This window comes from Pseudomonas sp. D(2018) (genome assembly GCF_005502555.1).
In the GTDB taxonomy this organism is placed as follows: Bacteria; Pseudomonadota; Gammaproteobacteria; order Pseudomonadales; family Pseudomonadaceae; genus Metapseudomonas; species Metapseudomonas resinovorans.
In genome coordinates, this window is record NZ_SCOK01000064.1 from 1 (window position 1) to 26,716 (window position 26,716).

Genomic DNA, 26,716 nt, shown 5'->3' on the forward strand with positions numbered 1-26,716 from the left:
CAGGTTTGTCGACTGCTAGGCTTATCCACAATTGCCGAGGTGAAAATCGGCAAGCCGCCCTGGGTCATTTTTCAATCGGCAGGGTGGGTCAATTTTCAATCAGCGCCGACAGGCTTCGATGAAGCACGCGAAACGATGTACGAAGACTGGGACTTCTGGATATCCCTCGCCCGTATCGGTGTGCGCGGAAAGGTCATAGAAGAAGCCTTGCTCTTCTATCACCAGCAACCAGGCTCGCGACTGCGGGAGGGGAATCGCCGTGGGGCGCAATCTTACGCACGAATACGGGCGCGTCACCTGGAGTTCTATCGCCGGACCATTGTGCGAATGCTGTCCCAAGGCTACGTCGAAAAATGGACACGGACTCCGTTGGCAAACCTGTCTCGTGCCGAGCAGTACGCGCCTGTTGCGCCTTGTGCGGTACTCGCTGTCATCACTTACTGTTCGGAATGGACGGAGTGGAGACGTTGGCTGAGCACAGTAGACGCATCTGACGCGTTCTTCGTCATAGTTTGTGAGTGCGCGAGCATACCTGCCTGGCTACTTGCCCGGGCAGATGAAACCTACTGGTTGGAGAGTCTCCTGCATCCAACACAATGGCCGGACTTCATCGAAACCTTTAAGCGCACCAGAAGAATTTCCCGGGTGCTGCCGAACCCCATGGTGGTCACGGGGGGGGGCGAGTGAACAGCCTGCTGCGAAGGGACACTTTTGTCTTGGTGCCCGTGCTTGCGATGCTTGCCGGGCAAGACTGTAGTGTTGACGAGTTTGAACGAATTGCTGTCTTCCTGGTGGGTCAGACGCTGCAGGACTGGGAGTGGCTACACGGCTCCGGTGCTGAAGTCCAAGGCCAAATAAACGTCGGTTGGGCGGTGATGGAACTTTCCCGCAGGCCGCGTGCAATGCGGGCGATTGTCTTGGAGGAAAGCGTCTGGCTCCAATTGGACCGTCCTAAAGCACGGTGGTTAGAGCTGATGGACGGCGTGAATGGTACCGACTGGTCCCGCGGTGGACATTCCTTGCCGAGTGGCGAAACGTTCATAGCCCTGAACGATCAGCCCCATTGCGATCCGCGTGCGTCAGTAGTACATGCTTCTCGCCTGCGAGGCGGCAGGAAGCGCAAGCTGTTGCTGGTGGCCTGGTTGGAATCCGGTGAGGGGGATCGCCGCAATGGTAGTGACCTCGCCTATCCGGCCCACCGAGGCTGGTATCTCTCAGTGGTCGCCAGCCTAGCGTCGGAGCATTGTTGGCGGGCGCAATGGTCCGTGTTTCGATGGACTGCACATTCTCGCTGGCAGCGATTGCTGGCCAGGTATTGGCACTTGCCGCAGATCCTCGAACGTTGCGTGCGGGCGATGTATGTGGCGCAGGTGTTTGGTATCCACAGGCCGTGGAATCAGGTCTGGAGCAAGTGATGATTCGAGGGATGAACGGCGGCAAACCCCGGGTATTGGTAGTCTTGGGTATGCATCGCTCTGGTACCAGTCTGCTTTCGGCAGGGTTGGAAGTCTTCGGAGTGGATTTTGGGGACAACCTGATACCCCCACGAGAGGACAATCCCCGAGGCTATTGGGAAGACGCCCGATTGGTGGCGCTGAACGACGAGATACTTGCTGCCTGTGGCTTCGCCTCGGGTGACGTGGGGCTGGACCTTGAGCGCATGATGACGCCCCATCTGCTTGATGAGTTCGTCCTTCGCGCCATGGGCTTGCTCGAAGAGCTATCGGTGGGCAAGTGCCTGATCGGCATCAAGGATCCGCGCATGCCGCGATTGATGCCCGTCTGGCAGACGGCCTTCGATCGACTCGAGCTTCAGGTCGATTTCGTCGTCGCGGTTCGCCACCCGCTCAGTGTGGCGAAGTCTCTGGCTCGTCGCGACAAACTGAGCCAAGGCAAGAGCTTTCTCCTTTGGTACGAGCACTCCTGCCGCGCTATGCAATGGTCACGAAAGCGCGGCGCGATCCTGGTGGATTACGACCGCTTTCTGTCCTCGCCTGGATCAGAGCTGGCGCGCCTGGGCCGCAGGCTGGCGCTACCGATGGATACGGTCGCTCGCGATCGCTTCATCGCCGAGGTGCTGGATGTAGGGTTGCGTCATTCCGTGCACGACGGTGACGACCTGGTCAGAGCAAGGGCCGGCTTTGATGCTCTGTTGGATGTGTTTCGGGTCATGGCAGGATTGGCGGCGGATCGTTTCGACCTCTCGTCCGAGTGGGACGGACTGGAAGTTGAATTCACCCGCTCCCAGCCGTTGCTTGCTTTCGCTGGGCAGCTCGACCAGGAACTTTGGAGGTCGTCAACGCATTTCAATGCAGAGCGCCAGCGCTTTCTTGACACCGAGACCGCCCTGCGTGAGGAAGTTCGGCGCACCGTAGCCATCATGCAGCAATGCGAAGTTGCACGACTCGGACTTGCAGGTGAGCTCGCAGCGGTACAAGAAACCCATGTCACGCTACAGGCGAATTTGGCAGTTCAGGCCGGGGAGCTAGAGAAAGTTAGAGCGGACCGGGACAGTGCCGAGCAACAGCTGAACGCGTTGCTTGCCAGTCGATCCTGGCGCTTCACTCATCTGCTCCGCCTTATGAGCCAAAACCTTCGACGCCTCGTGGGCTCCTGATGCCGGCGCCGTCAATACCAACTGCATGCCTTCTGGCCCGCCAGAGCGGGCTAGAAGGCATGCTCTGAGGCTCAGCACACCTTGGCGATGGCGGCGGCCAGATCTCCGATGCGGCTGAAATCCAGCCCTGCCACGTTGGCCCGTCCGGTGCTGACCATGTACACGCTGAATTCGGCACGCAGTCGTGCCACCTGCTCAGGCGACAGGCCGGTGTAGGAGAACATGCCGCGTTGCTCGCCGATGTGCGCGAAACGCTCAGCCAGGCTGTAAGGCTGCAGGGCTTCAACCAGCCCGAGGCGCAGGTCGGCAACGCGCGAGCGCATGGCTTCCAGTTCCGTCGTCCACTGGGCCTTGAGGGCGGCGTCACCGAGGATGGTGGCGACCACGGCGGCGCCATGGGCCGGCGGTGTGGACCAGAGGTTGCGGGCGAGGAAGGCCAGTTGGCTGCGCACGTCGGTGAGCTTTTCCACGTCGGCAGCGCAGACGATCAGCGCGCCGGTGCGTTCGCGGTAGAGGCCGAAGTTCTTCGAGCAGGAGCTGGTGACCAACAGTTCCGGCAGCGCCTCGGCGAACAGGCGCACGGCCCAGGCGTCCTGCTCCAGGCCATCGCCGAAGCCCTGGTAGGCGAAGTCGATCAGCGGCAGTAGCTCGCGTGCCTTTACCACTTCCAGCACGCGGCGCCAGTCGTCCTGGCCCAGGTCGAAGCCGGTGGGGTTATGGCAGCAGGCATGCAGGAGCACCACGTCGCCCGCGGGCACTTGCTCCAGGGCTGCGAGCATGGCGCTCACGTCCTGGCGGTTGGCCGCATCCACGTAGGGGTAGTGGCTGACCGTGATGCCGGCTCCGGCGAAGATGGTTTCGTGGATCGGCCAGGTCGGATCGCTAAGCCAGATGCCACGGCCGGGCAGTTGGCTGGCGATGAACTCCGCCGCCAGGCGCAGGGCGCCGGTGCCCCCCGGGGTCTGGGTAGCGCCGGCGCGGCCAGCGGCTTCCAGCGGGTTGCCGGTGCCGAGTACCAGGTCCAGCAGCAGGCGGCCGAAGGCTGGGTCACCGTGGCCGCCGACGTAGGTCTTGGTGGTTTCGGTATCCACCAGGCGCTGCTCGGCGAGCTTCACCGCCCGAGGAATGGGCGTCAGGCCCTGGGCGTCCTTGTATACGCCCACGCCCAGGTCGAGCTTGGCCGGGTTGGGGTCCAGGCGATAGGCATCCATCAGGCCGAGGATCGGGTCACCAGGGACCAGGCCCACCTTGGCGAAATGGCTCATTTACGGCCCTCGGCGGTTTCGGCCACCTGGTCGGTGCGGGCGGACATGATGAAGTCGTTGCGGTGCAGGCCCTTGGCCTCGTGGCTCCACCAGGTCACGGTGACTTTGCCCCACTCGGTCAGCAGGGCAGGGTGATGGCCTTCTTCCTCGGCAATGGCGCCGACGGCGTTGCTGAACGCCAGGGCGTAGCGGAAGTTCTTGAAGCGGAACTCCTTCTCCAGCTGCATGACGCCGTCGCGGACTTCGATGTTCCAGTCAGGGATCTGCTTGATCAGTACGGCCAGTTCTTCATCGGACACCATCGGGGCGTCGGCGCGGCAGGCTTCGCAATGGGCTTGGGACAGGGCAGTCATGTTCGTTCTTCCAGAATGGGGTTCGTCGGTAGGGTGGATGGCACTTTTTCCATCCACCATTCGCGGGGATCGGCTCAGGCCGCCTTCGGCTTCGGCGGGAACTTCGGCGCGTGCAGGCCCATGCTCATGGCCTTGTGCACCAGCGCCATGATGTCTTCATGGGCCAGGTCGAACAGGCGCTTGAGGTCCGGCAGCACAAAGTACAACGGTTGCAGAATGTCGATGCGGTACGGGGTACGCATGCATTCCAGCGGGTCGAACGCCTGATGCTCGGGCTCGCCCGACAGAGCGTAGACGGTCTCCTTCGGCGAGGAGAGGATGCCGCCGCCATAGATGCGCCGGCCCTGCGGGGTATCCATCAGGCCGAACTCGATGGTCATCCAGTACAGGCGGGCGAGGTAGACGCGCTCTTCCTTGGTGGCCTTCAGGCCGAGCTTGCCGTAGGTGTGGGTGAACTCGGCGAACCAGGGGTTGGTCAGCAGCGGGCAGTGGCCAAAGATCTCGTGGAAGATGTCCGGTTCCTGGAGGTAGTCCAGCTCTTCCGGGGTGCGGATAAAGGTGGCTACGGGGAATTGCTGGCTGGCCAGCAGTTCGAAAAAGGTCTGGAAGGGGATCAGGGCCGGTACGCGGGCAACGCGCCAACCGGTGGTGGCCTGGAGCACCTTGTTGACCTCGCCCAGTTGCGGGATGCGGTCATGGGGCATGCCGAGCTTCTCGATGCCGTCGAGGTATTCCTGGCACGCGCGGCCTTCGATCACTTTCAACTGACGGGTGATCAGGGTGTTCCACACCTGATGCTCGGTTTCCGGGTAGTGGATGAAACCGTTGGCATCGGGTTCGCGGGCCACGTACTGCGTCGCTTTCATTCGGCCTCCTGAGGATGGGGCTTCGTTGTTGTGTTGCCTTATCGATAGCGCAGACCGGGTCGTAGTGCAGCAGGGGCGGGACCTGCGAGGACGCCCGTACAGCGCCGAAAGCGTAATGAAAACTTTACGATAGCGGCGGAGCGGCCAGATATCGCCTTGTCGAAGCGCTGATTTGTCACATATTCTTGACGGAAAAATAGGGTCGAGAACGGATTCTTTCGTCCACAACCCAAGGAAAAGCCCGACCCAGGGGTGCCTGATGCGTATCAAAGTCCATTGCCAGAACCGTGTGGGAATCCTGCGCGACATCCTCAACCTGCTCGTCGATTACGGCATCAACGTCAATCGCGGCGAAGTGGGCGGAGACCAGGGCAACGCGATTTACCTGCTCTGCCCGAACCTGATCAACCTGCAACTCCAGTCCCTGCGGCCGAAGCTGGAAGCCATTCCCGGCGTCTTCGGCGTCAAGCGCGTGGGTCTGATGCCCAGCGAGCGCCGTCACCTGGAGCTGAATGCCCTGTTGGGCGCGCTGGATTTTCCGGTGCTGTCCATCGATATGGGCGGTTCCATCGTCGCCGCCAACCGCGCCGCTGCCCAGTTGCTTGGGGTGCGGGTGGACGAGGTGCCGGGCATCCCGCTGGCGCGCTATGTCGACGACTTCGACCTGCCCGAACTGGTCCGAGCCAACAAGGCGCGGATCAACGGATTGCGCATCAAGGTCAAGGGCGACACCTTCCTCGCCGACATCGCGCCGCTGCAGTCCGAACATGACGAGAGCGAGGCCCTGGCCGGCGCAGTGCTCACCCTGCACCGCGCCGACCGCGTTGGCGAGCGCATCTACAACGTGCGCAAGCACGAGCTGCGCGGCTTCGACAGCATTTTCCAGAGCTCCAGGGTGATGGCCGCGGTGGTTCGCGAGGCACGGCGCATGGCGCCTCTGGACGCCCCGTTGCTGATCGAGGGTGAAACCGGCACCGGCAAGGAACTGCTGGCCCGCGCCTGCCACCTGGCCAGCCCGCGCGGCCAGTCGCCGTTCATGGCGCTGAACTGTGCGGGTCTGCCGGAATCCATGGCCGAGACTGAACTGTTCGGCTACGGCCCCGGTGCCTTCGAGGGGGCGCGTCTGGAAGGCAAGCTGGGCCTGCTGGAACTCACCGCTGGCGGCACGCTGTTCCTCGACGGCGTCGGCGAGATGAGCCCGCGCCTGCAGGCCAAGCTGCTGCGCTTCCTGCAGGACGGTTGCTTCCGCCGCGTAGGCAGTGACGAGGAGGTCTACCTCGATGTGCGGGTGATCTGCGCGACCCAGGTGGACCTCTCCGAACTCTGCGCCAAGGGCGAGTTCCGCCAGGATCTCTATCACCGCCTCAACGTCCTGTCGCTGCACATCCCGCCGCTGCGCGAGTGCCTGGACGGCCTGCCACCGCTGGTGGAGCATTTCCTCGACTCGGCCAGCCGGCAGATCGGCTGTGGCCTGCCGAAGTTGGCACCACAGGTGCTGGACAGGCTCAGCCACTACCACTGGCCGGGCAATGTGCGGCAACTGGAAAACGTGCTGTTCCAGGCGGTTTCCTTGTGCGATGGCGGCACCGTTCGGCCCGAACACATCCGCCTGCCGGATTACGGTGCACCGCAGCCGTTGGGCGATTTCTCCCTGGATGGCGGGCTGGACGCGATCGTCGGCCGTTTCGAAAAAGCCGTGCTCGAACGGCTCTACGCCGAGCATCCGAGCAGCCGCCTGCTGGGCAAGCGGCTCGGGGTTTCCCATACCACCATTGCCAACAAGTTGAAGTTGCACGGATTGGGGAAAGAGGAGAGTTAGACCATCGTTGAATGGTGCGGGGGAGGGGCTGTGCGTAAAAAGGGTCCTGTCTGGATCTTGCGTGATGCGGACACAAGCGTTTCTGACATTCCTCTCCCGGAATGATTGGGCGGGCGACCAGATGGTCGCCCATTTTTTTTGCCTGGAATTTTTTCCGGCTACAGCGGCCGGGCGATAGCGCAGGTTGGGCAGAGGAACGAAACCCAACGGGCGGCGCTTCGGATCGCCGGGAAATGTGAAGGGTGGATGTCGCTTTCCACATTCACCAGCGTGGTCAGGTCTGACACCAAGGGTGGATCGGTGATGCGTGATCCACCCGGGGCCAAGCTTCCGGACAGTTCCGCCCTTCACGCCAGCTTCAATAACCCCATCCCCACCAGCAGCAATCCCAACCCCAGCCAGCCACGCCGGGCCAGGCGCTGGCCGAACAACACCCAACCCAACGCGACAGTGGCGAGGATGCCGAAGCCGCCCCAGATGGCATAGGCCAGTGACAGGTCGATGCCGCGCACCGCCTGCGCCAGGGCCGTGAACGCCGCCAGGATGCAGAGCAACGATGCTGTCCCCAGCAGTCGGCGGCGGAAGCCGTCGGAGTACTTCAGCAGCACGTTGGCCAGCACCTCCAGGACAATGGCCACGCCCAGCCAGGCGAAATGAATCCAGGTCACGCCGTTCATGCCAGCACCTCCTGCTCACGAGCCTTGGGCGCGGCGCGGGTACCGGACTTGATCAGCAGGATGCCCGCGATCATCACGGCCAGGCCCAGTGCCTTGTATGGGCCGATGCTTTCACCCAGCCAGGTGACGCTGACGCTGGTGATCAGCACGATGCCGATGCCTTCCCACAGGGCATAGGCCACGCCCACCGGCACGCGCTTGACCGCCAGGGCGAGGAAGAAATACGACAGGCCGATCAGGCCGTACATCAGCAGGTGGCCGAGCACGGGCGCGTGTTCGGCGGCGAGTTTCATCGAGGTGGTGCCGACGACTTCGAAGAGGATCGCGGCAAGCAGATAGATCCAGGAACGCATGGTGCCCTCCCTTGGGCATGCAGGGCCCTTCGCCCGGAGGCGAACGACGTGATTGCAGGAAGTCCTGGCCATGGACGGCAGAGCACGTGCCCGGCGCTTCCATGGCCATGAGGAAAGGGAGAGGGCTACAGGTCGCCGGTCCAGTGGCGCTCGCGGGAAGCGAGGCGGGCGAAGTGGAACGGGTGGATCAGGGTGTTCAACATAATGAACAAAATGTTAGCCGTTTGGATTGCTGAAAGGCAAATTTCGCCATGTGGCGGCTTGTCGCGGTGGCTACCTGCCTGTAAGTGTTCGTTATTTTGTTCGATTGTGGGCTGGACTCACCCCACCTCCCGGCCCAGCCAGTCAAAGAAGGCCTTGACCGGCGGGTGGCGTTCCCGGCCCGGTACGCACAGCGTGGAGTAGCCCGCGCCAGCCACGTTCACCTCCGGCCGGTACGGCACTAGCAGGCCGTTGGCGAGGCTTTCCGATACCAGGATCGAGCTGGCCAGCACCAGGCCCTGGCCGGCGATGGCGGCTTGCAGGGCATAGTGTTCTTCGTCGTATTCGCGCTGTGGGGCGGTGTCGAGCAGGTGTTCTTCGCCCGCGGCCTGGCACCAGGCCTTCCAGCCCAGCTCATAGAGCAGGGCATTGCGCCAGCGCACGGTAATCAGCGTCGGCACCCGGTTTCCCAGTCCTGCCACCAGTGCCGGCGCACCGTAGACGCCGAAGCATTCGTCCAGCAGGCATTGGCTGTGCAGGTTGGGGTAGTCGCCCATGCCGTAGCGGATCACACAGTCGACGCTGGCATCCTGGTGCAGGTCGATCAGGGCGTTGCTGGTGTCCAGTCGCAGGTTGATTTCCGGGTGCTCGGCGTAAAAGCGGCCGAGCCGCGGGATCAGCCAGAGGGCGGCGAAGGCCGGAGTGGTGGACAGGGTCAGGTTGCCGGCGCTGCGCTGCGGGCGCAGCTGGTCGAGAGTCTGGGTGACCTCCAGCAGGGCGCCGTGGAGGCTGCCGAACAGACGCTGGCCGCAGGCGGTCAGGCGCACGCTGCGGGGCAGGCGGTCGAACAGCGGCACGCCCAGCCAGCTCTCCAGGCCGCGGATCTGGTGGGACACCGCCGTGGGCGTTACTGCCAACTCCTCGGCCGCCGCCTTGAAGCTGGACAGGCGCGCGGCGGCTTCGAAAGTGCGCAGGGCGGTGAGGGGCAAGCTGGAAAACATGAAATGCTCCATGGATGAATTCAATTCATCCAGATGAACTAATGCTCATTTGTCCGGGATGGTCGGCGTAACTAGCTTAGTGCCTGAGTTTCCGCCAATTAATGTGCTCCTGGAAGCACAGTCATCAAGGAGATTGAGATGAGCACCATTCTTTCTGTACAAGGCAGCCCCCGTGGCGAACGCTCCCATTCCCGTCGTCTGCAGGAGTCCTTCCTCAAGGCCTGGCAAGCGCGTGGGGACGGCCGTCAGGTGCTACGCCGCGAAGTTGGGCGGGTGGCTATTCCGGCGGTCACAGAAGGCTGGATCGCTGCTGCTTTCCATCCCGAGCCGGAGGCGCGCAGCGAAGTGATGAAGGCCGACCTTGCGCTTAGCGACCTGCTGGTGGATGAGCTGTTCGCCGCCGACCGCCTGGTGATTTCCGCGCCCATGTACAACTTTGGCGTACCCAGTGGGGTCAAGGCCTGGGTTGACCAGATCGTGCGCATTCGCCGCACGTTCGACTTCGATCCGAACAAGCAGGGCAATCCCTATACCCCGCTGGTGCTGGACCGAAAGGCGCTGATCATTACCACCCGTGGCGACCACGGCTACGGCCCCGGCGGCGCCAATGCCCATATGAACCATGCGGACGTCTATCTGCGCACCGTGCTCGGCTACGTCGGCATCAGCGACGTGACGGTGGTCGCGGTGGAGAACGACGAGTTTGGTGGCGAGGCCTTCGAGCAGTCCTACCAGCGTGCCGAAAGGAGCCTGGCGGACCTCGCCGAAACCTTCTGAGGAGGTGGCCATGGCCTGGATATTCCTGCTGGTGGCGGCCTTCTTCGAGGTGCTGTTCGCCATGGGCATGAAGTACGCCGAAGGCTTCACCCGGCCCTGGCCGAGCGTGCTGGTGGTGGTGGCCGCAGTGGCCGGGATCTACTTCCTCACCTTGTCCATGCGCGTGCTACCCGTGAGCATCGCCTATCCCATCTGGACCGCCATCGGCACCCTCGGCACGGTGTTGCTGGGCTTCCTCCTGCTGGGCGAAGCCCTGACGCCAGCCAAGCTGCTCTCAGTGGCGCTGATCGTCGTCGGTGTGGCGGGGCTAAGGTAGGTTGGCGCCAGGCGAAGCGCGGCCCAACATCGGCGCTCGACCGGAAGCAAGATGCGTTGGGCTGCGCTCCGCTCTGCACCAACTTACGGCGGGGCCGCGTCCGGCTTAACGCCTGCTCACCTGCACGGCGGGCGCGAGGTCCTGGCACTGGGTGTTCATGCCGGGGGCGAGGTAGGGCTGGAGAATCGGCGCCATGCCCTTGAGCACCTGCACGGGCAGCGCGGAGGTGAAGCTGAACTTGTCCGCCTGGCTGCCCTCGACGAAGGCCGTCAGGGTGCCGAAGTGGCGCGGGCCCAGGAAGAAGACGAAGGTGGCTGTACGGTTCATCGCCTTGGAGCTCTTCACCGTACCCCAGCGGGTCACGGTCTGGATGCGGTTATCGCCGGTGCCGGTCTTGCCGCCCATCACCAGCGGCTGGCCGTCGGGCAAGGTGAAACTGCCTTGCAGGCGTCGCGCGGTCCCGCCTTCCACCACCATGGAGAGGGCGTCGCGCAGGGCAGTGGCTACTTCCGAGGTCATCACCCGCTTGCCTTCACGGGTCTGGGGGCCCACCAGGGTTTCGTAGGGCGTGTCGGCGGCGAAGTGCAATTGGTCGATGCGCAGGGTGGACTGTCGAACACCGTCGTTGAGGATGATGCCCATCAACTCGGCCAGAGCCGCCGGACGGTCGCCGGAACTGCCCAGGGCGGTGGCCAGCGACGGCACCAGGTGGTCGAAGGGGTAGCCCAGGGATTTCCAGTGTTCGTGGATATCGAGGAAGGCTTCCACTTCCATCATGATGCGGATGCGTTTGTCGCGGGCGTACTTGCGTTTGGATTTGAACAGCCAGCCATACACCTCACGGCGCTCATCGCCGCTGGCTTCGACGGCTTCGCGGTAGGTCGCCTGGGGGTGCGCCTGAAGGTAGCCCAGCAGCCAGAGTTCCAGGGGGTGCACGCGGGCCACATAGCCCTGGTCGTTCAGGTCGAAGGCGCCCGGGCCGTAGCGGGTGTAGAGGTCTTCGATGCGCTTGTCGGTCAGCGGCGGGTTGGCCTTGGGCACCCGCTCGCGCATGAAGGCAGCAAAGGTAGCGAGGTCGGCGTTGGGCTGCAGGTAGCGGTGGATGGCGGCCATGCGAGCGCCCCAGGGGTTGAGGCCGTCGAGGAAGGTGGACATGCGCTGTTCCGCATCCTTGCCCTGGTACTTGTTCCAGAAGCGGCGAAGGTAGGTCTGGCTTTCCCGGGAAACGAACAGGTCCAGGTAACCCTGGCGGCGCGGGTCCTTGTCATTGGATAGCAGCTGCATCTTGCCGCCGTCCGGGCGGTACATGTCGTGCCGCACCACATCGCGCAGCAGGCGCACGAAGGGCAGGTTGATGGACTCGCGCAGGGCATCACGAAGGCTCGGCCGGCGTCCGTTGTCTTCCTTGCGGAAGTTGTTGAAGGCGTGCAGCCCACCGCCGGTGAAGAAGGATTCGTAGGGGCTGGCGGAATAGGTGCGATCCAGGGCCGCCTGGAGCATGGCGTCGAGGTTGCGGTCCTTGGTCTGGATCAGGTAGTCGATGGCCCAGCGGCTGATGAAGTCGAGCGGGTCCACCGGTACCTTGCGCAGCTCCGCGACAGGCATTTCGGCGTAGCGCTGATGCAGGGTTGCGACGTTTTCCAGGTAGGTGGCCAGTACCCGCAGCTTGGCCGTGGAACCGAGCTCCAGCTTGCTGCCTTCATTGATGTCGAAGGGCTGATCGGTGTTGTCGGTCTGTACCCGTACGCGGTTACCGGAAGGCGTGCGTTCGAACAAGGTGAAGCTGTAGCGCACTTCACGAGTCTTTTCCGGCGACAGCAGGCGCTCGCCGTAGAGCCCGACCTGCTCGGCGAAGGCCGGGTCGGCCAGGTGCTGCAGGTAGGCGGTGACGGCGTTCTGCAGCTCGCTCTGCAGGGTGCTGCTGGCGGTCAGGTCGAGGCGGTCGAGGTCGTAGAGCGGCATGTTCAGCATGCTGGAGAGGCGGCCGCGGGCGACGCTGATGCCCTTGTTCGACTCCACGGCCTGCAGCGCAGGCTCTTCAACCCAGTTGCGGAAACGCAGCTTCGCATCGAGCGCGGCATCGCGCAGCGCCGAATCGATGATTCCGGCGTTCGCCAGCACGCGGATGTGGCTGTCGGTGAGGGTGTTCAGTTCCTCGTGGGCGTTGGACAGGTAATAGGAAGGGCGACGCTGGGCGATGAACAGCGAGAGCACCTGGCGCATGGCCAGGCCGCGCTCGGCCAGGCTGCTGTCCTTGCTCGTCAGAACCTGGTTGACCCGGTTGAAGTCGGCGCCGTACCACACCCGCAGGCCATCGGCGATGCCGTGCACCTCGCCGTGTCCCGGCGCGGCTGAAAGCGGCACGCTGTTCAGATAATCCATGACGATGCGTTCGCGTGCGGCCAGGGTCTCCGGGCCGCCCTGGTAGGCGCGCACGCTGGCGGAAACCATCTGGCGAATCTTTTCAGAGGCCGAGGCCGTGCGACCGAAAGGCGAGTGGCGATACTTCTCCAGTTGGGTCGCCAGGGTGCTACCCCCGGCCGACTGGCCGTCGAAGTCGATGGCCTTGCCAACCTGGGTCAGCGCGGCCTTGGAGAAGCGCGGCCAGTCCACCGCCGGGTTGGCCAGGGGGAGTTCGCGGTCCAGCAGCTTGCGGTTCTCGATGAACAGCAGGCTGTTCACCAGTAATGACGGAATACTGGCGAAGTTCGGATAGCGTTGCTGCGGGTAGCTGAACTGGTAGAAGGGCCGGCCACGACAGTCGCAGATGTTGATGCCGGCCTGAATCTTTTCCCGGTACGGCGGGAAGAGCCCGTGCTCGGTGTAGCTGATCAGGGCTGGGGAGAAACGGGTCTGTTGCTGGATTTCGAAGCCGCGTTTTTCCAGGCGTTCGAGCATCGTTGGCAGGACGGCGTAACCCAGGCGGCGGTCGAAGGGGCCGTCACCGGGATAGCGGATGGCGTTGCTGGGCCCATCCTCCAGCTTGTAACTCAGGGTGGCGGCGTAACGGCTAAGCTCCCGGGCCTGGAAGCGAGAGGTCTGCATTTCATGGGTGGCGGCGGCGCCGACGATCCCGGCGGTCACCAGGAAGACACTCCAGAACAGGAGTCGATGCTTGCGACGGGGCTTTTTCGGCGGAACGCCGGGGTCATTGAGATGACCTTCGGGTACCTCGTTCCTGGCTTCGTCGGATTGCCATATTGCGCCCATAGTCCACCGGCCTGGCCTGTCACCGCTCTTGCTTGCAATCTTAGTAGGTCATTGGCCGGCTGCATGGCGGAGTGGCAGCAAAATGGGAGCGAATCCATGACAGGCGACAATCGGAGGCTACTGGGCCACAGCTGGCACGCGAATGCGCTGGCCTGGACTCGCGCAGTGCGGGAAGGTCGCATCGAAAGCAGGCAATTGGCCACTGATCGAGCCATCCTCGACGCTGTCCTGGCCCTTGGGCCAGCGCGGGTGCTGGACCTGGGGTGCGGCGAAGGCTGGCTGAGCCGAGCAATGGCCGCGCAAGGTCTGGCAGTGCTGGGCATCGATGCCTCCAGGCCGCTGGTGGAGGCAGCGCAGCTTGCCGGTGGCGAGTTTCGCTGCCTCGACTACGCCGGGCTGCAGGCGGATCCAGGCCAGTTGGGCGTCTTCGAGGCGGTGGTATGCAATTTTTCGCTCTTCGAAGAGCAGCTGGAACCGCTGCTGGCAGCCTTGCGTGAACTGTTGGCCGTAGACGGCGTGCTGCTGATCCAGACCGTGCACCCCTGGCTGGCCCGAGGCGAGGAGGGCTATCGAGATGGTTGGCGTTGCGAGGACTTCGCTGCCTTTGCCGGCGAGTTCCCCGAACCCATGCCTTGGTACTTCCGCACGCTGGAGTCCTGGTGTGGGCTGTTGCTGCGCAGTGGTTACCGCATCGAAGCCTTGCGCGAGCCGGCTCATCCACATACCGGTGAACCACTGTCCCTGTTGCTGGAGGCGAGGCCAGGCCGAAGCGGGCCATCTTGAACGGCGCACTCGGTTGCCGGAATATCCACGGCAACCGCCGATGCGCCAGTCTTTCGAGGAAGAAATCATGCCCGGCATCCTTTCCCAGTCCTCCACCGGCCTCAACCTGGCATTCGCCGGATTGCTGGCAGGCTGCCTGCTGTTGGCGGGGTGCGCCGGATTTCGCTCGGGCGTGGAAAGTGTCGCCTACGTCGGTGAGCAGGAAGCCGACGAACAGGGGCGTCTCAGGCTGGACGATGCGACCCTTGCCCTGCGCCTGAACAACCAGATCCAACAGAGCGACTTTCAGGTGATCCTGTTCGTGGTACCGGTGATGTACGACCCCATCGACAAGCCGCGCTACGACGAAAAGGACGGCATACGTCTGCTTTTCGAAATCCAGCCGGCGACCACCGATTTCCGCTTTCGGCCGGAGCACGTCGTGCTGACGGTCGACGGCCGTTCGCTGTCGCCGTCATCGGTTTCGCTGATCATGGTCCGCGATCCCGGGCAGTTCCCGCTGGAAGGACTCCAGGCGATCAACCAGTCGCCTACCGGCTTGGACTACCCGTTGCGGGTGCCGCAGCGCAGCTGGCAGTTCATTCTCAAGTTCGCCGGGCCGGTGCCCACACCTTCCAGCGATATCCGCCTGGACCTGTCCCGTGCCCTGGAGCGGCCCGCGAAGTCGCCTCTGCCGCCGATCCGCTTCCGCTCCCGGGCCTGGAAGCAGGGATACACCTGATTCTGCCCCGGCGCGCTGACCACTGGCCCTGCGCGCCGCGGTGAGGCGACTAGGCTGAATCCATTCATAGTTTCCGGAGATCCTCGCCATGGCCGGTTCAACTGCCATTTCCTGCCTGCGTTACCGCGACGCGCCCGCCGCCATCGCCTGGCTTTGCCACACCTTCGGCTTCTTCGAGCACCTGGTAGTGCCCGAAAAAGATGGCAGCATCTCCCATGCCCAACTGAGCCTCGGCGACGGCATGATCATGCTCGGTTCCGTGCGCGACACTGACTACGGCCGCCTGATGCGCCAGCCCGATGAGACCGGTGGGCTGGGCACCCAGAGCATTTATCTGGTGGTGGCTGATGTCGATGGCGTGCATGCGCGCGCCGTGGCTGCCGGCGCCACCATCGTGTTGCCGCTGAAGGATGAGGACTACGGTGGACGAGGCTTCACCTGTCGCGACCCGGAAGGCCACTTGTGGAGCATCGGCTCGTACGATCCCTGGGCTTGAGCCGCACGGGCCATTGCCGGATTATCCCGCCCCAGCTGCCGGCAATCCCGACTGAACGGACTTTCCGAGGAATGAGCCATGCAAAGCATCACCTTCCCAGACGGCACCCGGGTGCCCGCCATCGGCCAGGGCACCTGGCACATGGGCGAGAACCGCAGTGAACGCGCGCGCGAGGTCGCGGCGCTGCGCCAGGGGCTGGAACTGGGGCTGAAACTGATCGATACCGCTGAGATGTATGCCGAAGGCGGCGCCGAGGAGGTGGTGGGCGAAGCCATCGCCGGCCGGCGGGAGCAGGTTTTCCTGGTCAGCAAGGTCTATCCCTGGAATGCCAGCCGCCGGGGCACGGCCCTGGCGTGCGAGCAAAGCCTCAAGCGCCTGGGCACCGACCACCTCGACCTCTACCTGCTGCACTGGCGTGGCGAGCACCCGCTGGAGGAAACGGTGGAAGCCTTCGAGCGTCTGCGCGAGCAGGGCAAGATCGCTCGCTGGGGTGTGTCCAACCTCGACCTCGACGACCTTCACGAATTGCCCGCTGGGTGCGCCGCCAACCAGGTGCTCTACAACCCCGAGGCACGCGGCATCGAGTTCGACCTGCTGCCTTTCCAGCAACAGCAGGGCATGCCGCTGATGGCCTACTGCCCGGTAGGGCAGGGCGGCAAGCTGCTGCGTAACACCAGCGTCCAGGAAATCGCCCGTCGCCATGACGCCAGCCCCGCCCAGGTCGTCCTGGCTTGGGCTTTGCGCCAACAGGGCGTGATGGTCATTCCCAAGGCAGTCGACCCGCTGCACCTCAAGCAGAACGCCGAGGCCCGCAGGCTCCAACTCAGCGACGACGACCTCGCCCTGATCGACCACAGCTTCCCACCGCCGCGCCGCAAGCGCTCACTGGAAATGGTCTGAGGCCTGGCTTCTTCATGTGGGGGCGAATTTGCTCGCGAAAGATCGTGCTCGGGCTGTTCGCGAGCAAGCTCGCTCCTACAGAAAGTCCGACTTCATCCTGTACATCAGGCATTTCGATCGTCACAGGCAGCGCCGATGACTCATGACCACGTCCTAAGGACGTGGTTTCCCACGTTCAAATAAACTCGCTCTCACGGCTGGCCGCATATCCCCGCCCACCACTCGGTGGCGAATCCTGACTGATGGCGAGTTAATTCCTCATCCCAGATTCCTATTGTCCGACAGCTCTCATAGACTCTTGCCCACTTCTATCCAGGGATGGCCTTGATGAAACGTACGTTGTGGACGCTGTTTGGGGTGATGGGGCTGGTCGCGGTTTCCTGGGCTGAGGAACCGCCCGCGCAGGACCCGTTGCTCGATTCGCCCGCCGCGGCCACTTCCACCGGAAGCGAAGCCCGTGGCGTTCTGCGTGCCCGCAACCAGGCCGTGCTGGCCAGCGAGCTGCCCGGGCGTATCGTCGAGATGCCTTACGCCGAAGGCCAGGCCTTCAAGAGAGGCGAGGTGCTGGTTCGCTTCGACTGCAGCGCCTACCAGGCCCAGCTGAATGCCGCCAACGCCGCTGTGCGTGCGGCGCGAGAAGAACTGAAGAACAAGCAGCAACTCGCTGCCCTCAATTCGGTTGGGCGCTTCGAGGTGGCCGTGGCCGAGGCGCGGCAGGCCCAGTCCCAGGCCGAGGCGCAGGTTTACCAGGTGCACGTGCAGCGCTGCCAGGTGAAGGCACCCTTCGACGGCCAGGTGGTGGCGCGCAAAGTGCAGCCCCACGAGAGCGTGGCCAGTGGCGCGCCGCTGTTGGAGGTTGTGGATAACCGCACCCTGGAAATCCACCTGCTGGTGCCCTCGCGCTGGCTGGACCGCCTCAAGCCCGACCAGTCCTTCGAGTTCACCCCCGATGAAACCGGAAAGTCGCTGCAGGCTGTGGTCAAGCGGCTTGGGGCGCGTATCGACGAGGGCAGTCAGACGCTTTTGCTGATCGGTGGCCTGCCCGCTGATGCCGATGGTCTGCTGGCCGGTATGAGCGGCACCGCGCACTTCCCGGAGACGCCATGAACGCGGCGGCCCCCAGTGCTGTCGAGCGTGTTTTTGCGCTCTTCCTCGGCCTGGAAAAACAGGCTCGCCAGGCGGCCAGCACCGAGCAGCTGGGTTTCGCCATGGTCAACGACGGACAGACGCTGTTCGGTTTTCGCCATGCGGCACTGCTGATTGCCGGCAAGGTGCAGGCGTTGACTGGCATCAGCCTGGTGGAGCCCAACGCCCCCTTCGTGGCGTTTGTCGAGCGTGCCGCCGCGCAATTGCTGGGTCAGGGCCAGTTGAATGAAGTCCGCGCCGTCGATGCTGCGCTGCTGGACGAACAATCCCGAGCGGACTGGCAGTCGTTGTCTGCCGCCCAGGCCTGCTGGGTGCCCCTGAAAGATCGCCGTGGCGAGATGTTCGGCGGGCTCTGGTTGGCCCGCGAGCAACCGTTCAACGAGGCTGAACTGGCCCTGCTGGCCCAGCTCGGTGAAACCTATGCCCACGCCTGGCTGGCCTTGCAGCCGCGCAAGCCCTGGCGCCTGCGCTGGCCGAAGAAGAAGTTGCTGGCCATTGCCGGTGGCCTCTGCCTGCTGCTCCTGGTGCCAGTGCGTCAGTCTGTGCTGGCACCCGCCGAAGTGGTGCCCCTGGGCGGTCGCGTGGTGGCGGCCCCGCTGGACGGCGTGATTGCCGAGTTCCTGGTCAAGCCGAACCAGAGCGTGGCCGCCGGCGACCTGCTGGTGCGCTTCGACGCCACCAGCCTCAAGGCCCAGGCGGATGTCGCCGAGCGTACCTTGGGGGTGGCTGAGGCCGAGCTCAAGGCCAACACCCAACGCGCTTTTGCCGATGCCGAATCCAGCTCACGTATCGACCTGCTGGCCGCGCGGGTGGAACAGAAGCGTGCCGAGCGCGATTACGCCCGCCAACTGCTGGCCCGTAGTGAAGTGCGTGCCGAGCGTGCCGGTATTGCCGTGTTCGCCGATGCAGAGCGCCTCACCGGAAAACCGGTACAGACCGGTGAGCGATTGATGCAGATCGCCGACCCGCGCCAGGCCGAACTGCGTATCGAGTTGCCCGTAGGGGACGCCATCGCCCTGCAGCCCGGCGCCGAGGTGGCGCTGTTTCTCGACAGCGATCCGCTGAACCGCCACGGTGCGCGCCTGGAACGGGCGGCCTATGAAGCCCAGGCCACCGCCGCCGGGCAACTGGCCTACCGTCTGGACGCTGCCTTCCTGGAAACGCCGCCCCGCATCGGTCTGCGCGGCACCGCCAAGCTCTTCGGTGACCGCGCGCCGTTGGCGTATTACCTGCTGCGCCGGCCGCTCGCCGCACTGCGCCAGAGTCTGGGCTTCTGATGCTGCCCGCACTGCGTCCCGACCTGCAGCTGTCACCGGCCGCGCCAGCGCTCGACGGTGCGCCCCAATGGACACTGGCCGACCCACTGAGCGGACGGTACTTCAAGCTCGGCGCCGCCGCCGTGCGCCTGCTGCGTCATTGGGCGCTGGGCGATCCGCAGCGGGTGCTGGAGGCCGCAAATACCGAACCCGGCCTGCCTCTGGGAAAGGAAGAGATCGAGGAGTTGCTGCGTTTCCTCGGCAACCACGATCTGATCACTGGCCTGGATGACGCGCAGCGGGCCAGCTACGCCGTGAAGGCCACGTCTGTGCGCCAAAGCCCGTGGAAGAAGGTGCTGCACCAGTACCTGTTCTTCCGAATCCCGCTGTGGCGGCCCGACGCCTTCCTCAATCGCGCCTGGCCCGTACTTGAGCGCAACGGCCGCTGGTTGCTGCGTTGGGGCCTGCCGCTGGTGTTCGCCCTCGGCCTGTTCCTGGTGGCGCGGGACTGGCAGCGCTTTATCGCCACCTTCCCGCACCTGTTCAGCCTCGGCGGCGCCCTGGCTTTTGGTGTTGCCCTGACCTTCGCCAAGCTCTGTCACGAGTTCGGCCATGCCTTCATGGCTAAGCGTGCCGGCTGCCGGGTGCAAAGCATGGGGCTGGCCTTCATGGTGCTGCTGCCGATGTTCTACACCGACGTCAGCGACGCCTGGCGGGTCAATGACCGCCGCTCGCGGCTGCTGATCGGTGCCGGCGGCGTGCTCGCCGAGCTGGTGCTGGCCGTGCTCGCGCTGCTGGCCTGGTCGCTGCTGCCGGATGGGCCGGCGCGCACGTCGGCCTTCATGCTGGCCAGCGCCACCTGGATCACGACGGTGATCATCAACCTCAACCCGTTCATGCGCTTCGATGGCTATTTCCTGCTCAGCGACCTCTGGGGCGTGGAAAACCTCCAGGCGCGGGCCTTCGCCCTGTGCCGATGGCGCCTGCGCGAGACCTTGTTCGGTTACGGCGAGCCCATGCCCGAACCCTGGCAGCCGGCCATGGCGCGACGCCTGATCGTCTGGGGCTACGGCTCCTGGCTGTGGCGCGCGGTGCTGTTCTTCGGGATCGCCCTGGCGGTCTACCACTTGTTCTTCAAGGTACTGGGCATCTTCCTGATGCTGGTGGAACTGGTCTGGTTCATCGGCCTGCCGATCTGGCGCGAGCTGGGCGAATGGTGGCAACGCCGCGACCAGGCCGAACCTCGCAAGGTCGTGCTGATCGGGTTTGGGCTGGCGGTGCTGCTGGCATTGCTGGCGCTGCCCTGGCGCGCTTCGGTGGAGGTGCCGGCGTTGCTGGAAGCCTCCCGCGCTACCACCCTGCACGCACCAGTGGCCGCGCGGCTGAAGGCGCTGCATGTGAAGGATGGCCAGGCGGTGGAAGAGGGCGAGCTGTTGCTGGAACTGGAATCCCCGGACCTGGACGCTCGGCAGTCCATCGTTCGTCGCGAGATAGAGATTCTCCAACTGCAGCTGCGTCGTCAGGCCGGGCGCAGCGAGACCGCCGCCGATGCCGGCATTATCGAGCAGCAACTGGCCGAAGCCGTGGCTGAGTACCGTGGCCTGGCCGCCCAGCGAGAGCGCTTGCAACTGCGTGCGCCGCAGACCGGGGTGGTGCGCGACCTGCTGCGCGACCTGATCCCCGGCCGCTGGCTCAACCCCGGCGAACCCCTGGCGCGCGTGGTGGAGCCTGGCCTGCGCCTGCGCGGCTACCTGGCCGAAGAAGAACTCTGGCGGGTGGAGCCCGGTGCCGAAGGGCGCTTCATCGCCGACGACCCTGCCCGCCCGGCTCTGCCGGTACGGCTGGACGAAGTGGATGCCACTGGCGTCGCCTATCTGGAGCTGGAGGCCCTGAGTTCCGATCACCACGGCCCCATTGCCGTGCGCCGCGACGCCCAGCAGCGCGCCGAGCCGGTACAGGCCCAGTACGGCGTGCGTCTGAGTCTGCTGGACGACGCCATCCACCCGGCCCAGCCCCTGCGTGGCGTGGTCGTGCTGGATGGCGAAGGGCAGTCGCTGCTGGGCGCCGCCTGGCGAAAACTGGCGGCGTTGGGCGTGAGGGAAAGCGGTTTTTGAGGCGCTCAGTCATCCATTGAGGAGCAAGGACGCATGCCAACCCCAACATTGCCGGTCTGTTCGCGCCTGCTGTTTAGCGTGGAACTGGCGCCGCTGCTGCAGGCGCTGGCGCGGGTCGAGCCCGGTGCATGGCAAGGCCATTTCAATACGGGTTACTACGAGGGCGACTGGAGCGGCGTCGCCCTGATCACCCCCGAGGACGCGCCCCTTCCCCTGGCTCCCGGCCAGGGGGCGCCGAAGCGAAGCACCTGGTGGCAGGGGGAGGCGGCCTGGAATGATCTGCTCGGCGCCTTCCGCACCCGCGTGCGCAGTGCGCGCCTGCTGCGCCTGGGGCCGGGCTCGCGCATCCATGAGCACTGCGACCCGGACCTGGGGATGCCCGGCAGCGACCTGCGCCTGCATGTGCCGCTGCTGAGCCCGGCGGGCGTGGAGTTCCTCGTCGACGGCCTGCAGGTGCCCATGCAGCCGGGCGAATGCTGGTTCCTCGACCTCTCGCGCCCGCATCGGGTGGACAATCCAGGCCCCGGCGAGCGCATTCACCTGGTGCTGGACTGCCAGCCCAATGACTGGCTGCTCGACGCCATCAAAGAGGGGTTGCCAGACACACCAGCGCTGCAGCTGGGGAGGGCGGGACAGGCTTTCGCGCAATTCCGTCGGAGCGTGGAGGGGGACGCCGCGCTTGCCCGGCAATTGCAGGGGCTGACCGATGTGCGCGAGTTCATCCGCGAAACGGTCGCGCTGGGGGCGGAGCAGGGGCTGGAGTTTTCTGAGGCGGAGGTCCGTGGTGCCATGCGCCAGGGCAAGCAGGCGTGGAGCGATCAATGGCGAGTGTGAACCCCAGCGAGGATTTCAGCGGTTGGCTGCCTATCCGAACCTGGCTTCAACAGGGCGAGTGGCGGGTCGATTGGTGCTGGCTGGGCGAACAGCGGCTCACTCGCCCATTCTTCCGCGACGACGTGGACCAGGCCCTGCGCCTGCCCTTCAACCAGGCGTTTCGGCGGGAGACCGGCATCCAGGCCTTGCTCGATTGGCAGGTGGCCAGCCCCGGCTTGGCGCCCAGTGCCTTCATCTTTCACGCATCGCGCTGCGGCTCCACCTTGCTGGCGCAGATGCTTGCCGGCCTGGAGCGCAATATCGTGCTGTCCGAAGCGCCACCCTTGGACAGCCTGCTGCGCGCGCACTTCCTCGACTCCACTGCCTCGCAGCATCAGCCCCGATGGCTCGGCGCCCTGCTGTCAGCCTATGGTCAGCGACGGCACGGCAACGAAGAGCGGCTGCTGATCAAACTGGACGCCTGGAATGTGTTCGAGGCGCCGCTGCTGCGCGCGCTCTATCCGGATGTGCCGCAACTATTCCTCTATCGCGACCCGCTGGAAATCGTCATCTCGCAACTGCGGCAGCCTGGCATGCACCGGGTGCCGGGCCTGCTGGGGCCGTCGGCCCTGGACTTCTCCCAGCAGGACGCCTCTGCCATGTCACCGCTGGAGTTCACCAGCCGCATGATCGGCCGCATCCTGGAGCAGGGGCTGGCGCTGTGTCGGCAGCAGGGCGGCGTGCCGGTGAACTACAGCGAACTGCCCGACGCGCTTTGGGGCCGCCTGGCGCCCTGGTTCGGCCGGACCGAAGCCGACGCACCCGCGCTGCGAGATATCGCGGCCTTCGACGCGAAACAGCCGGCCATGTGGTTCACCGCCGACAGCCAGCGCAAGCGCGAGGAAGCCGATGATGACGTAAGAGCGGCGGTGGGGCGCTGGGCGCGTAAGCCCTACGAAGAATTGGAAAAATTACGACATTTAGATCAGATACTTCATACGAGCATTACGGATTAGTCACATTGAATATTAACTAAATAGTGGATAGTGGCCTTTCGCTTCGGCTACTCTTCCGCCGTTGATGTCGCGTGATAGCAAAATAATAGGATGCCGACTTGCCCTGGCGGGGCTGTCAGCAAGGACGCGAAATACCATGCCAGCCACGGAACTGAACCTGCGCCCCAGCACGGATGCCGACATGGCGTTCCTGCAGGAGCTATACGCGACCACCCGCGCCCTTGAGATGAGCCAGGCCCCTTGGGACCAAACGGCCATCGACGCCTTCCTCACCCAGCAGTTCAACGCCCAGCACGACTACTACCAGGCGCACTATCCAGACGCCGAGTACTGCGTGATTGAACACGGTGGTTCGCCCATCGGCCGCCTCTACGTCTTCCGAGGCACTGAACAAATCAACCTGATGGACATCGCCCTGCTGCCGCACTGGCAACGCCGGGGTATCGGTACCCATTACCTGAGCCTTCTTGCCGCCGAAGCCGACTCGACGGGAAAGGCTATGCGCCTGTTCGTCGAGGCCGACAACCCGGCGAGGCGCCTCTACAGTCGCTTCGGTTTCGTCGTTACCGGCAACAACCAGATCTACCTGCAGATGCATCGCGGCGCGCAAGCGGCCCGCGCGCTTGGAGTCCCCGCATGAGCCTCGTTCCCTCCCGAACGGATCTGGAGCAGCAGCTCCATCAGCCCTGGCACCTGAGCTGGGAGGGCAGCGAAGGGCTCGCCGTGACCCTGGCAGAGGTGTTTTCCGGCACGCCCATGAATGCCCGTTATGAATGCTACAGCGCGACTTTCGCGCAGCCTGCCGGCGTTCAATTACCCCAGCACACCTACCTGTTGGGCAGCCCTGCCGGCCAGCAATGGCACGTGCTGTTGAGTCCCATCGGTCCGGATGCAGATGGCAAACATCACCTGCTCGAAGCCGTGTTCCACCTTGAACGGCCCACAGAAGGCTGAACCTCCCTAAACCAGAAGCAAGCGCCGCAAGTCGGCACATAGCAAGGAGCTAGCAATGAGCGAACCATTCCTGGGCGAAATCAAGATGTTCGGCGGCAACTTCGCGCCGCGCGGATTCGCGCTCTGCCAAGGCCAGATATTGTCGATCGCGCAGAACACCGCGCTGTTTTCGATTCTCGGCACTACATACGGCGGTAACGGCCAGACCACCTTCGCCCTGCCGAACTTGAGCGGTCGTGTCCCGGTCGGGACCGGTACAGGCCCCGGGCTGACCCCGAGGGATCTGGGAGAAGTAGGCGGTACCGAGAACACGACCCTCACCCAACTGCAAATGCCCATGCACACACACGTCGCGACGGGCACCGCGTCCATTTCCGTGGGCGGAACTCCGGTGAACCCCGCGCTGGCGCCAACCGCGACCAACAACATCCTGGGCGCCTCCGTTGGTGGCTCGGCGCAAGCGGCTTCGATCTGGTCGAGCGCGTTGGAGACTCCCGTGACCATGGGAAATCAGAGCAGCGTGGCGGTGACGGTTCAGACTGCCGGCGGGAGTCAGCCGTTCAGCATCCTGAACCCCTATCTGGGCATCAGCTTCATCATTGCGCTGGAAGGCATCTTCCCGTCGCGCAACTGATATCCGGCAGCCGATGGTGATGTAAGAGGAAAGTGGGTGAGTCAGTCGGCTCGCGGCTGGACGCTCCAGCCGCGAGTGACTGCCTCCCCAAGTGGAGTCAGCGACATGGACAGATTTGGAACCGACATGGTGAAGACTTCACCCACTTTTCATTTCATCTCCGGCCTGCCGCGCTCGGGATCGACGTTGCTCGCGGCCCTGCTTCGGCAGAATCCGCGCTTCCAGGCGGGCATGACGTCCCCCGTGGGCAACCTGTTCTCGTCGATGCTCAACCAGTTCAGCGCTGGCAGCGAGTTCGGCCCGGTGATCACGCAGGAGCAGCGCAAGCGCCTGTTGGCCGGGGTGTTCAACAACTACTACGCCGATCAGGCTGGCAAGGACGTCGTGTTCGACACCAATCGGCAATGGTGCGCGATGCTGCCGGCGCTGCTCGACCTGTTCCCGCAGGCCAAGGTGATTGCCTGCGTGCGCAACGTCGCCTGGGTGATGGACAGCATCGAGCGGCTGTATCGCGCCAACCCGTACGAGAACACCAAGTTGTTCAATGACGATGTCGAGCGCAATACCGTTTACAGCCGGGTGGATACCCTGGCCCAGCGCAACCGCCTGGTGGGGTTCGCCTGGGCGGCGCTGAAAGATGCGTATTACGGCGAACACGCCAAGTCGCTGCTACTGGTCGAGTACGACCTGCTGGCGGCGACACCGGAAAGGGTATTGCGCCTGGTCTACGAGTTCCTGGACGAGCCCTGGTACGAGCACGACTTCGAGCATATCGAGTACGACGCGCCCGAATTCGACCAGGCGCTCGGGTTGAAAGGGTTGCACAAGGTGCGCCCGAAGGTGGCGGTCGAGGCGCGGCGCACCATCCTGCCGCCGGACCTGTTCGAACAATACGCAGAATTGAGCTTCTGGAAGGACTCGCGCAGCAGCGAGGCCAATGTCATCAGGACATCGCGGGAAGCGCAGGACATGGGTCGCGATAACGGTTGACCACGCAGCAGGTCGCGGTGGCTGCTCCAACATTCAGAGGGACAGGGTCATGTGGTGGGGAAAATCCAAGCAGGCAGATACACGCAAGAACGGCCAGTCGCCGGAGTCGACACTTTCCGGTCAGCCTTCTCGTCCGCAGCCGCTGATCAGTGCGCTCGAACCGCGCATGATGTTCGACGGCGCGGTGGCCGCCACCGTTGCCTCGGATGTCCCGACCGCAGATGCCGCGGCGGCTGACAGTGCTAGTGGTAATACCGCGGCAGAGGCCGGCTCCGATTCGAACCAGGCCTCCCACGACCTGTCCCAGACCGGGCCCGTCGCGGATACGCAGAGCGGCGTCCGCAAGGAAATCGTCTTCGTCGACACGCGCGTGCCTGACTACCAGTCCCTGCTCGATGACATTTCCCCCAACGCCGAGGTGGTGCTGCTGGATACCGGCAAGGACGGCGTGCAACAGATCGCCGATGCCCTGGCCGGTCGCAGCGGCATCGATGCCATTCACATTATTTCCCACGGTGATGCCGGGGTGTTGTTGTTGGGCAACGGTCCGTTGTTCGAGGGCAATCTCGACAGCTACGGCAGCCAGTTGCAGGACATCGGCGAGGCGTTGACGGCTGACGGCGATATCCTGCTCTACGGTTGCGAGGTGGGGGCCGGAAGCGAGGGTGAGGCGTTCCTGTCGCAACTGGCCAGCATGACCGGTGCCGATATCGCTGCCTCCAGCGATGGCACTGGAAGCAATGCCAAGGGTGGTGACTGGGATCTGGAAATCACCACCGGTGATATCGCCGCCAGCCAGGCGTTGAATCTTTCCAGCCTCGGTGACTATGACCACCTGCTGGTCACCACCGCGGTGAATAGCGTTGCAGGCCTCAAGGCTGCGATCGCAACGGGTAATACCGATGGGGTGGACGACCTCATCACCTTCACCGGCACTATCAACTTTTCCTCGGCCAGCGACACCATCGCCATTAACGTCACCGATGGCCACACCATGGAAATTGTCGGTGGCGGTTTCGCCCTGAACGGCAACAACCTGGCGCGCGTGCTGGATGTGGCCACTACAGGCGCCGGTTCCAATGTAGTCATCGACAACCTGACCATTACCAACGGCCTGATCGTGGGCAACGGCGCCAATGAAAACGGCGCCGCGAGCGACAGCCTCGGTGCCGGTATTCGCAACTCCGGGGTCTTGACCATCACCAACAGCGTCATCACGGGCAACAAGGCCTCCGGTGGCGGTGGCGGCGGTGGTGACTTCGGCGGCAGCTATGCCGGCGGCGGCGGTGGTGGCGGTGGATTTGGCAGCCACGACGGCGGTACGGGAGGTACCAGTTCAGGGGCCGGAGTTGGCGCCACTTCACCGTCCGGCATCCTCGGCGGAAGCGGTGCCGGTGGCACCAGCACCCAGGGTGGGCGCGGTGGTAGTGCCAATGGG

General features: G+C 64.2%; 27 protein-coding genes. 20 read left to right on the plus strand and 7 right to left on the minus strand.

Annotated elements, in window-relative coordinates; translation table 11 throughout:
• The 3 genes from FFS60_RS28780 to FFS60_RS25430 form a co-directional block, all read left to right on the plus strand.
• Positions 1 to 687 (plus strand): hypothetical protein (locus tag FFS60_RS28780; RefSeq protein ID WP_218570616.1); only part of this gene is annotated, 687 nt, incomplete at its 5' end.
• Positions 684 to 1,415 (plus strand): hypothetical protein, encoded by a 732-nt coding sequence (locus tag FFS60_RS25425; protein ID WP_137823548.1) that lies wholly within the window; start codon positions 684 to 686, stop codon positions 1,413 to 1,415. The genes FFS60_RS28780 and FFS60_RS25425, both read left to right, overlap by 4 nt.
• Complete coding sequence (locus tag FFS60_RS25430; RefSeq protein WP_137823549.1) at positions 1,415 to 2,617, plus strand: sulfotransferase family protein; 1,203 nt, start codon at positions 1,415 to 1,417, stop codon at positions 2,615 to 2,617. Before FFS60_RS25425 ends, FFS60_RS25430 begins: the two co-directional genes overlap by 1 nt.
• A 71-nt stretch (positions 2,618 to 2,688) precedes the next feature.
• Here the strand turns inward: FFS60_RS25430 and FFS60_RS25435 are convergent, their stop codons facing one another.
• The 3 genes from FFS60_RS25435 to phhA form a co-directional block, all read right to left on the minus strand.
• Positions 2,689 to 3,882, minus strand: coding sequence for an amino acid aminotransferase (locus tag FFS60_RS25435; RefSeq protein WP_137823550.1), 1,194 nt, complete (start codon positions 3,880 to 3,882; stop codon positions 2,689 to 2,691).
• Positions 3,879 to 4,235: a 4a-hydroxytetrahydrobiopterin dehydratase gene (locus FFS60_RS25440; RefSeq protein ID WP_044871608.1), complete on the minus strand. Its 357-nt coding sequence runs from the start codon at positions 4,233 to 4,235 to the stop codon at positions 3,879 to 3,881. The genes FFS60_RS25435 and FFS60_RS25440 overlap by 4 nt, the downstream gene beginning before the upstream one ends.
• Positions 4,236 to 4,309: 74 nt before the next feature.
• Positions 4,310 to 5,101, minus strand: a complete 792-nt coding sequence (gene phhA / locus FFS60_RS25445; RefSeq protein WP_137823551.1) for a phenylalanine 4-monooxygenase — start codon at positions 5,099 to 5,101, stop codon at positions 4,310 to 4,312.
• Positions 5,102 to 5,360: 259 nt separating this feature from the next.
• Between phhA and FFS60_RS25450 the strand changes: the two genes are divergently transcribed.
• Positions 5,361 to 6,920 (plus strand): sigma-54-dependent phenylalanine hydroxylase transcriptional regulator PhhR, encoded by a 1,560-nt coding sequence (locus FFS60_RS25450; protein WP_028626643.1) that lies wholly within the window; start codon positions 5,361 to 5,363, stop codon positions 6,918 to 6,920.
• A 347-nt stretch (positions 6,921 to 7,267) separates the two neighbouring features.
• Here the strand turns inward: FFS60_RS25450 and mdtI are convergent, their stop codons facing one another.
• The 3 genes from mdtI to FFS60_RS25465 form a co-directional block, all read right to left on the minus strand.
• Entirely contained in the window at positions 7,268 to 7,597 is a 330-nt protein-coding gene (mdtI, locus tag FFS60_RS25455; protein ID WP_137823552.1) for a multidrug/spermidine efflux SMR transporter subunit MdtI, read from the minus strand.
• Positions 7,594 to 7,950: a multidrug/spermidine efflux SMR transporter subunit MdtJ gene (locus tag FFS60_RS25460; RefSeq protein WP_028626645.1), complete on the minus strand. Its 357-nt coding sequence runs from the start codon at positions 7,948 to 7,950 to the stop codon at positions 7,594 to 7,596. The genes mdtI and FFS60_RS25460 overlap by 4 nt, the downstream gene beginning before the upstream one ends.
• Before the next feature lie 320 nt (positions 7,951 to 8,270).
• A complete protein-coding gene (locus tag FFS60_RS25465; protein WP_028626646.1) occupies positions 8,271 to 9,152 on the minus strand; it encodes a LysR substrate-binding domain-containing protein in 882 nt (293 codons plus the stop codon).
• Between the two features lie 138 nt (positions 9,153 to 9,290).
• Between FFS60_RS25465 and FFS60_RS25470 the strand changes: the two genes are divergently transcribed.
• A complete protein-coding gene (locus FFS60_RS25470; protein ID WP_028626647.1) occupies positions 9,291 to 9,929 on the plus strand; it encodes an FMN-dependent NADH-azoreductase in 639 nt (212 codons plus the stop codon).
• Positions 9,930 to 9,939: 10 nt separating this feature from the next.
• Positions 9,940 to 10,245, plus strand: a complete 306-nt coding sequence (locus FFS60_RS25475; protein WP_137823553.1) for a multidrug efflux SMR transporter — start codon at positions 9,940 to 9,942, stop codon at positions 10,243 to 10,245.
• A gap of 105 nt (positions 10,246 to 10,350) precedes the next feature.
• Here the strand turns inward: FFS60_RS25475 and FFS60_RS25480 are convergent, their stop codons facing one another.
• Positions 10,351 to 13,455 (minus strand): transglycosylase domain-containing protein, encoded by a 3,105-nt coding sequence (locus FFS60_RS25480; RefSeq protein WP_137823554.1) that lies wholly within the window; start codon positions 13,453 to 13,455, stop codon positions 10,351 to 10,353.
• A 96-nt stretch (positions 13,456 to 13,551) separates the two neighbouring features.
• Here FFS60_RS25480 and FFS60_RS25485 point away from each other — a divergent pair, with 96 nt between their 5' ends.
• The 14 genes from FFS60_RS25485 to FFS60_RS29285 form a co-directional block, all read left to right on the plus strand.
• Entirely contained in the window at positions 13,552 to 14,238 is a 687-nt protein-coding gene (locus tag FFS60_RS25485) for a methyltransferase domain-containing protein (RefSeq protein ID WP_137823555.1), read from the plus strand.
• 40 nt (positions 14,239 to 14,278) lie between these two features.
• A complete protein-coding gene (locus tag FFS60_RS25490) occupies positions 14,279 to 14,959 on the plus strand; it encodes a hypothetical protein (RefSeq protein ID WP_028626651.1) in 681 nt (226 codons plus the stop codon).
• Between the two features lie 88 nt (positions 14,960 to 15,047).
• Positions 15,048 to 15,455, plus strand: coding sequence for a VOC family protein (locus FFS60_RS25495; RefSeq protein ID WP_137823556.1), 408 nt, complete (start codon positions 15,048 to 15,050; stop codon positions 15,453 to 15,455).
• A gap of 78 nt (positions 15,456 to 15,533) precedes the next feature.
• Positions 15,534 to 16,355, plus strand: coding sequence for an aldo/keto reductase (locus tag FFS60_RS25500; RefSeq protein ID WP_028626653.1), 822 nt, complete (start codon positions 15,534 to 15,536; stop codon positions 16,353 to 16,355).
• A gap of 327 nt (positions 16,356 to 16,682) precedes the next feature.
• The gene (locus FFS60_RS25505; protein WP_137823557.1) at positions 16,683 to 17,462 is read left to right on the plus strand and encodes an efflux RND transporter periplasmic adaptor subunit; all 780 of its coding nucleotides are present in this window, start codon (positions 16,683 to 16,685) and stop codon (positions 17,460 to 17,462) included.
• On the plus strand, positions 17,459 to 18,778 hold the full coding sequence (locus FFS60_RS25510; protein WP_137823558.1) for an efflux RND transporter periplasmic adaptor subunit: 1,320 nt from the start codon (positions 17,459 to 17,461) through the stop codon (positions 18,776 to 18,778). Before FFS60_RS25505 ends, FFS60_RS25510 begins: the two co-directional genes overlap by 4 nt.
• Positions 18,775 to 20,871 (plus strand): efflux RND transporter periplasmic adaptor subunit, encoded by a 2,097-nt coding sequence (locus tag FFS60_RS25515; RefSeq protein ID WP_171016577.1) that lies wholly within the window; start codon positions 18,775 to 18,777, stop codon positions 20,869 to 20,871. The genes FFS60_RS25510 and FFS60_RS25515 overlap by 4 nt, the downstream gene beginning before the upstream one ends.
• 33 nt (positions 20,872 to 20,904) lie before the next feature.
• Positions 20,905 to 21,705, plus strand: a complete 801-nt coding sequence (locus tag FFS60_RS25520) for an aspartyl/asparaginyl beta-hydroxylase domain-containing protein (protein WP_028626657.1) — start codon at positions 20,905 to 20,907, stop codon at positions 21,703 to 21,705.
• On the plus strand, positions 21,693 to 22,700 hold the full coding sequence (locus tag FFS60_RS25525) for a sulfotransferase (protein ID WP_137823560.1): 1,008 nt from the start codon (positions 21,693 to 21,695) through the stop codon (positions 22,698 to 22,700). Before FFS60_RS25520 ends, FFS60_RS25525 begins: the two co-directional genes overlap by 13 nt.
• A 136-nt stretch (positions 22,701 to 22,836) precedes the next feature.
• On the plus strand, positions 22,837 to 23,340 hold the full coding sequence (locus FFS60_RS25530) for a GNAT family N-acetyltransferase (protein WP_137823561.1): 504 nt from the start codon (positions 22,837 to 22,839) through the stop codon (positions 23,338 to 23,340).
• Positions 23,337 to 23,654 (plus strand): hypothetical protein, encoded by a 318-nt coding sequence (locus FFS60_RS25535; protein WP_137823562.1) that lies wholly within the window; start codon positions 23,337 to 23,339, stop codon positions 23,652 to 23,654. Before FFS60_RS25530 ends, FFS60_RS25535 begins: the two co-directional genes overlap by 4 nt.
• A gap of 55 nt (positions 23,655 to 23,709) precedes the next feature.
• Positions 23,710 to 24,288, plus strand: a complete 579-nt coding sequence (locus FFS60_RS25540; protein ID WP_137823563.1) for a phage tail protein — start codon at positions 23,710 to 23,712, stop codon at positions 24,286 to 24,288.
• Positions 24,289 to 24,393: 105 nt separating this feature from the next.
• Positions 24,394 to 25,278, plus strand: a complete 885-nt coding sequence (locus FFS60_RS25545) for a sulfotransferase (protein WP_256658151.1) — start codon at positions 24,394 to 24,396, stop codon at positions 25,276 to 25,278.
• Between the two features lie 49 nt (positions 25,279 to 25,327).
• The coding region (locus tag FFS60_RS29285) for a DUF4347 domain-containing protein (protein ID WP_137823564.1) at positions 25,328 to 26,716 on the plus strand (1,389 nt) is incomplete at its 3' end.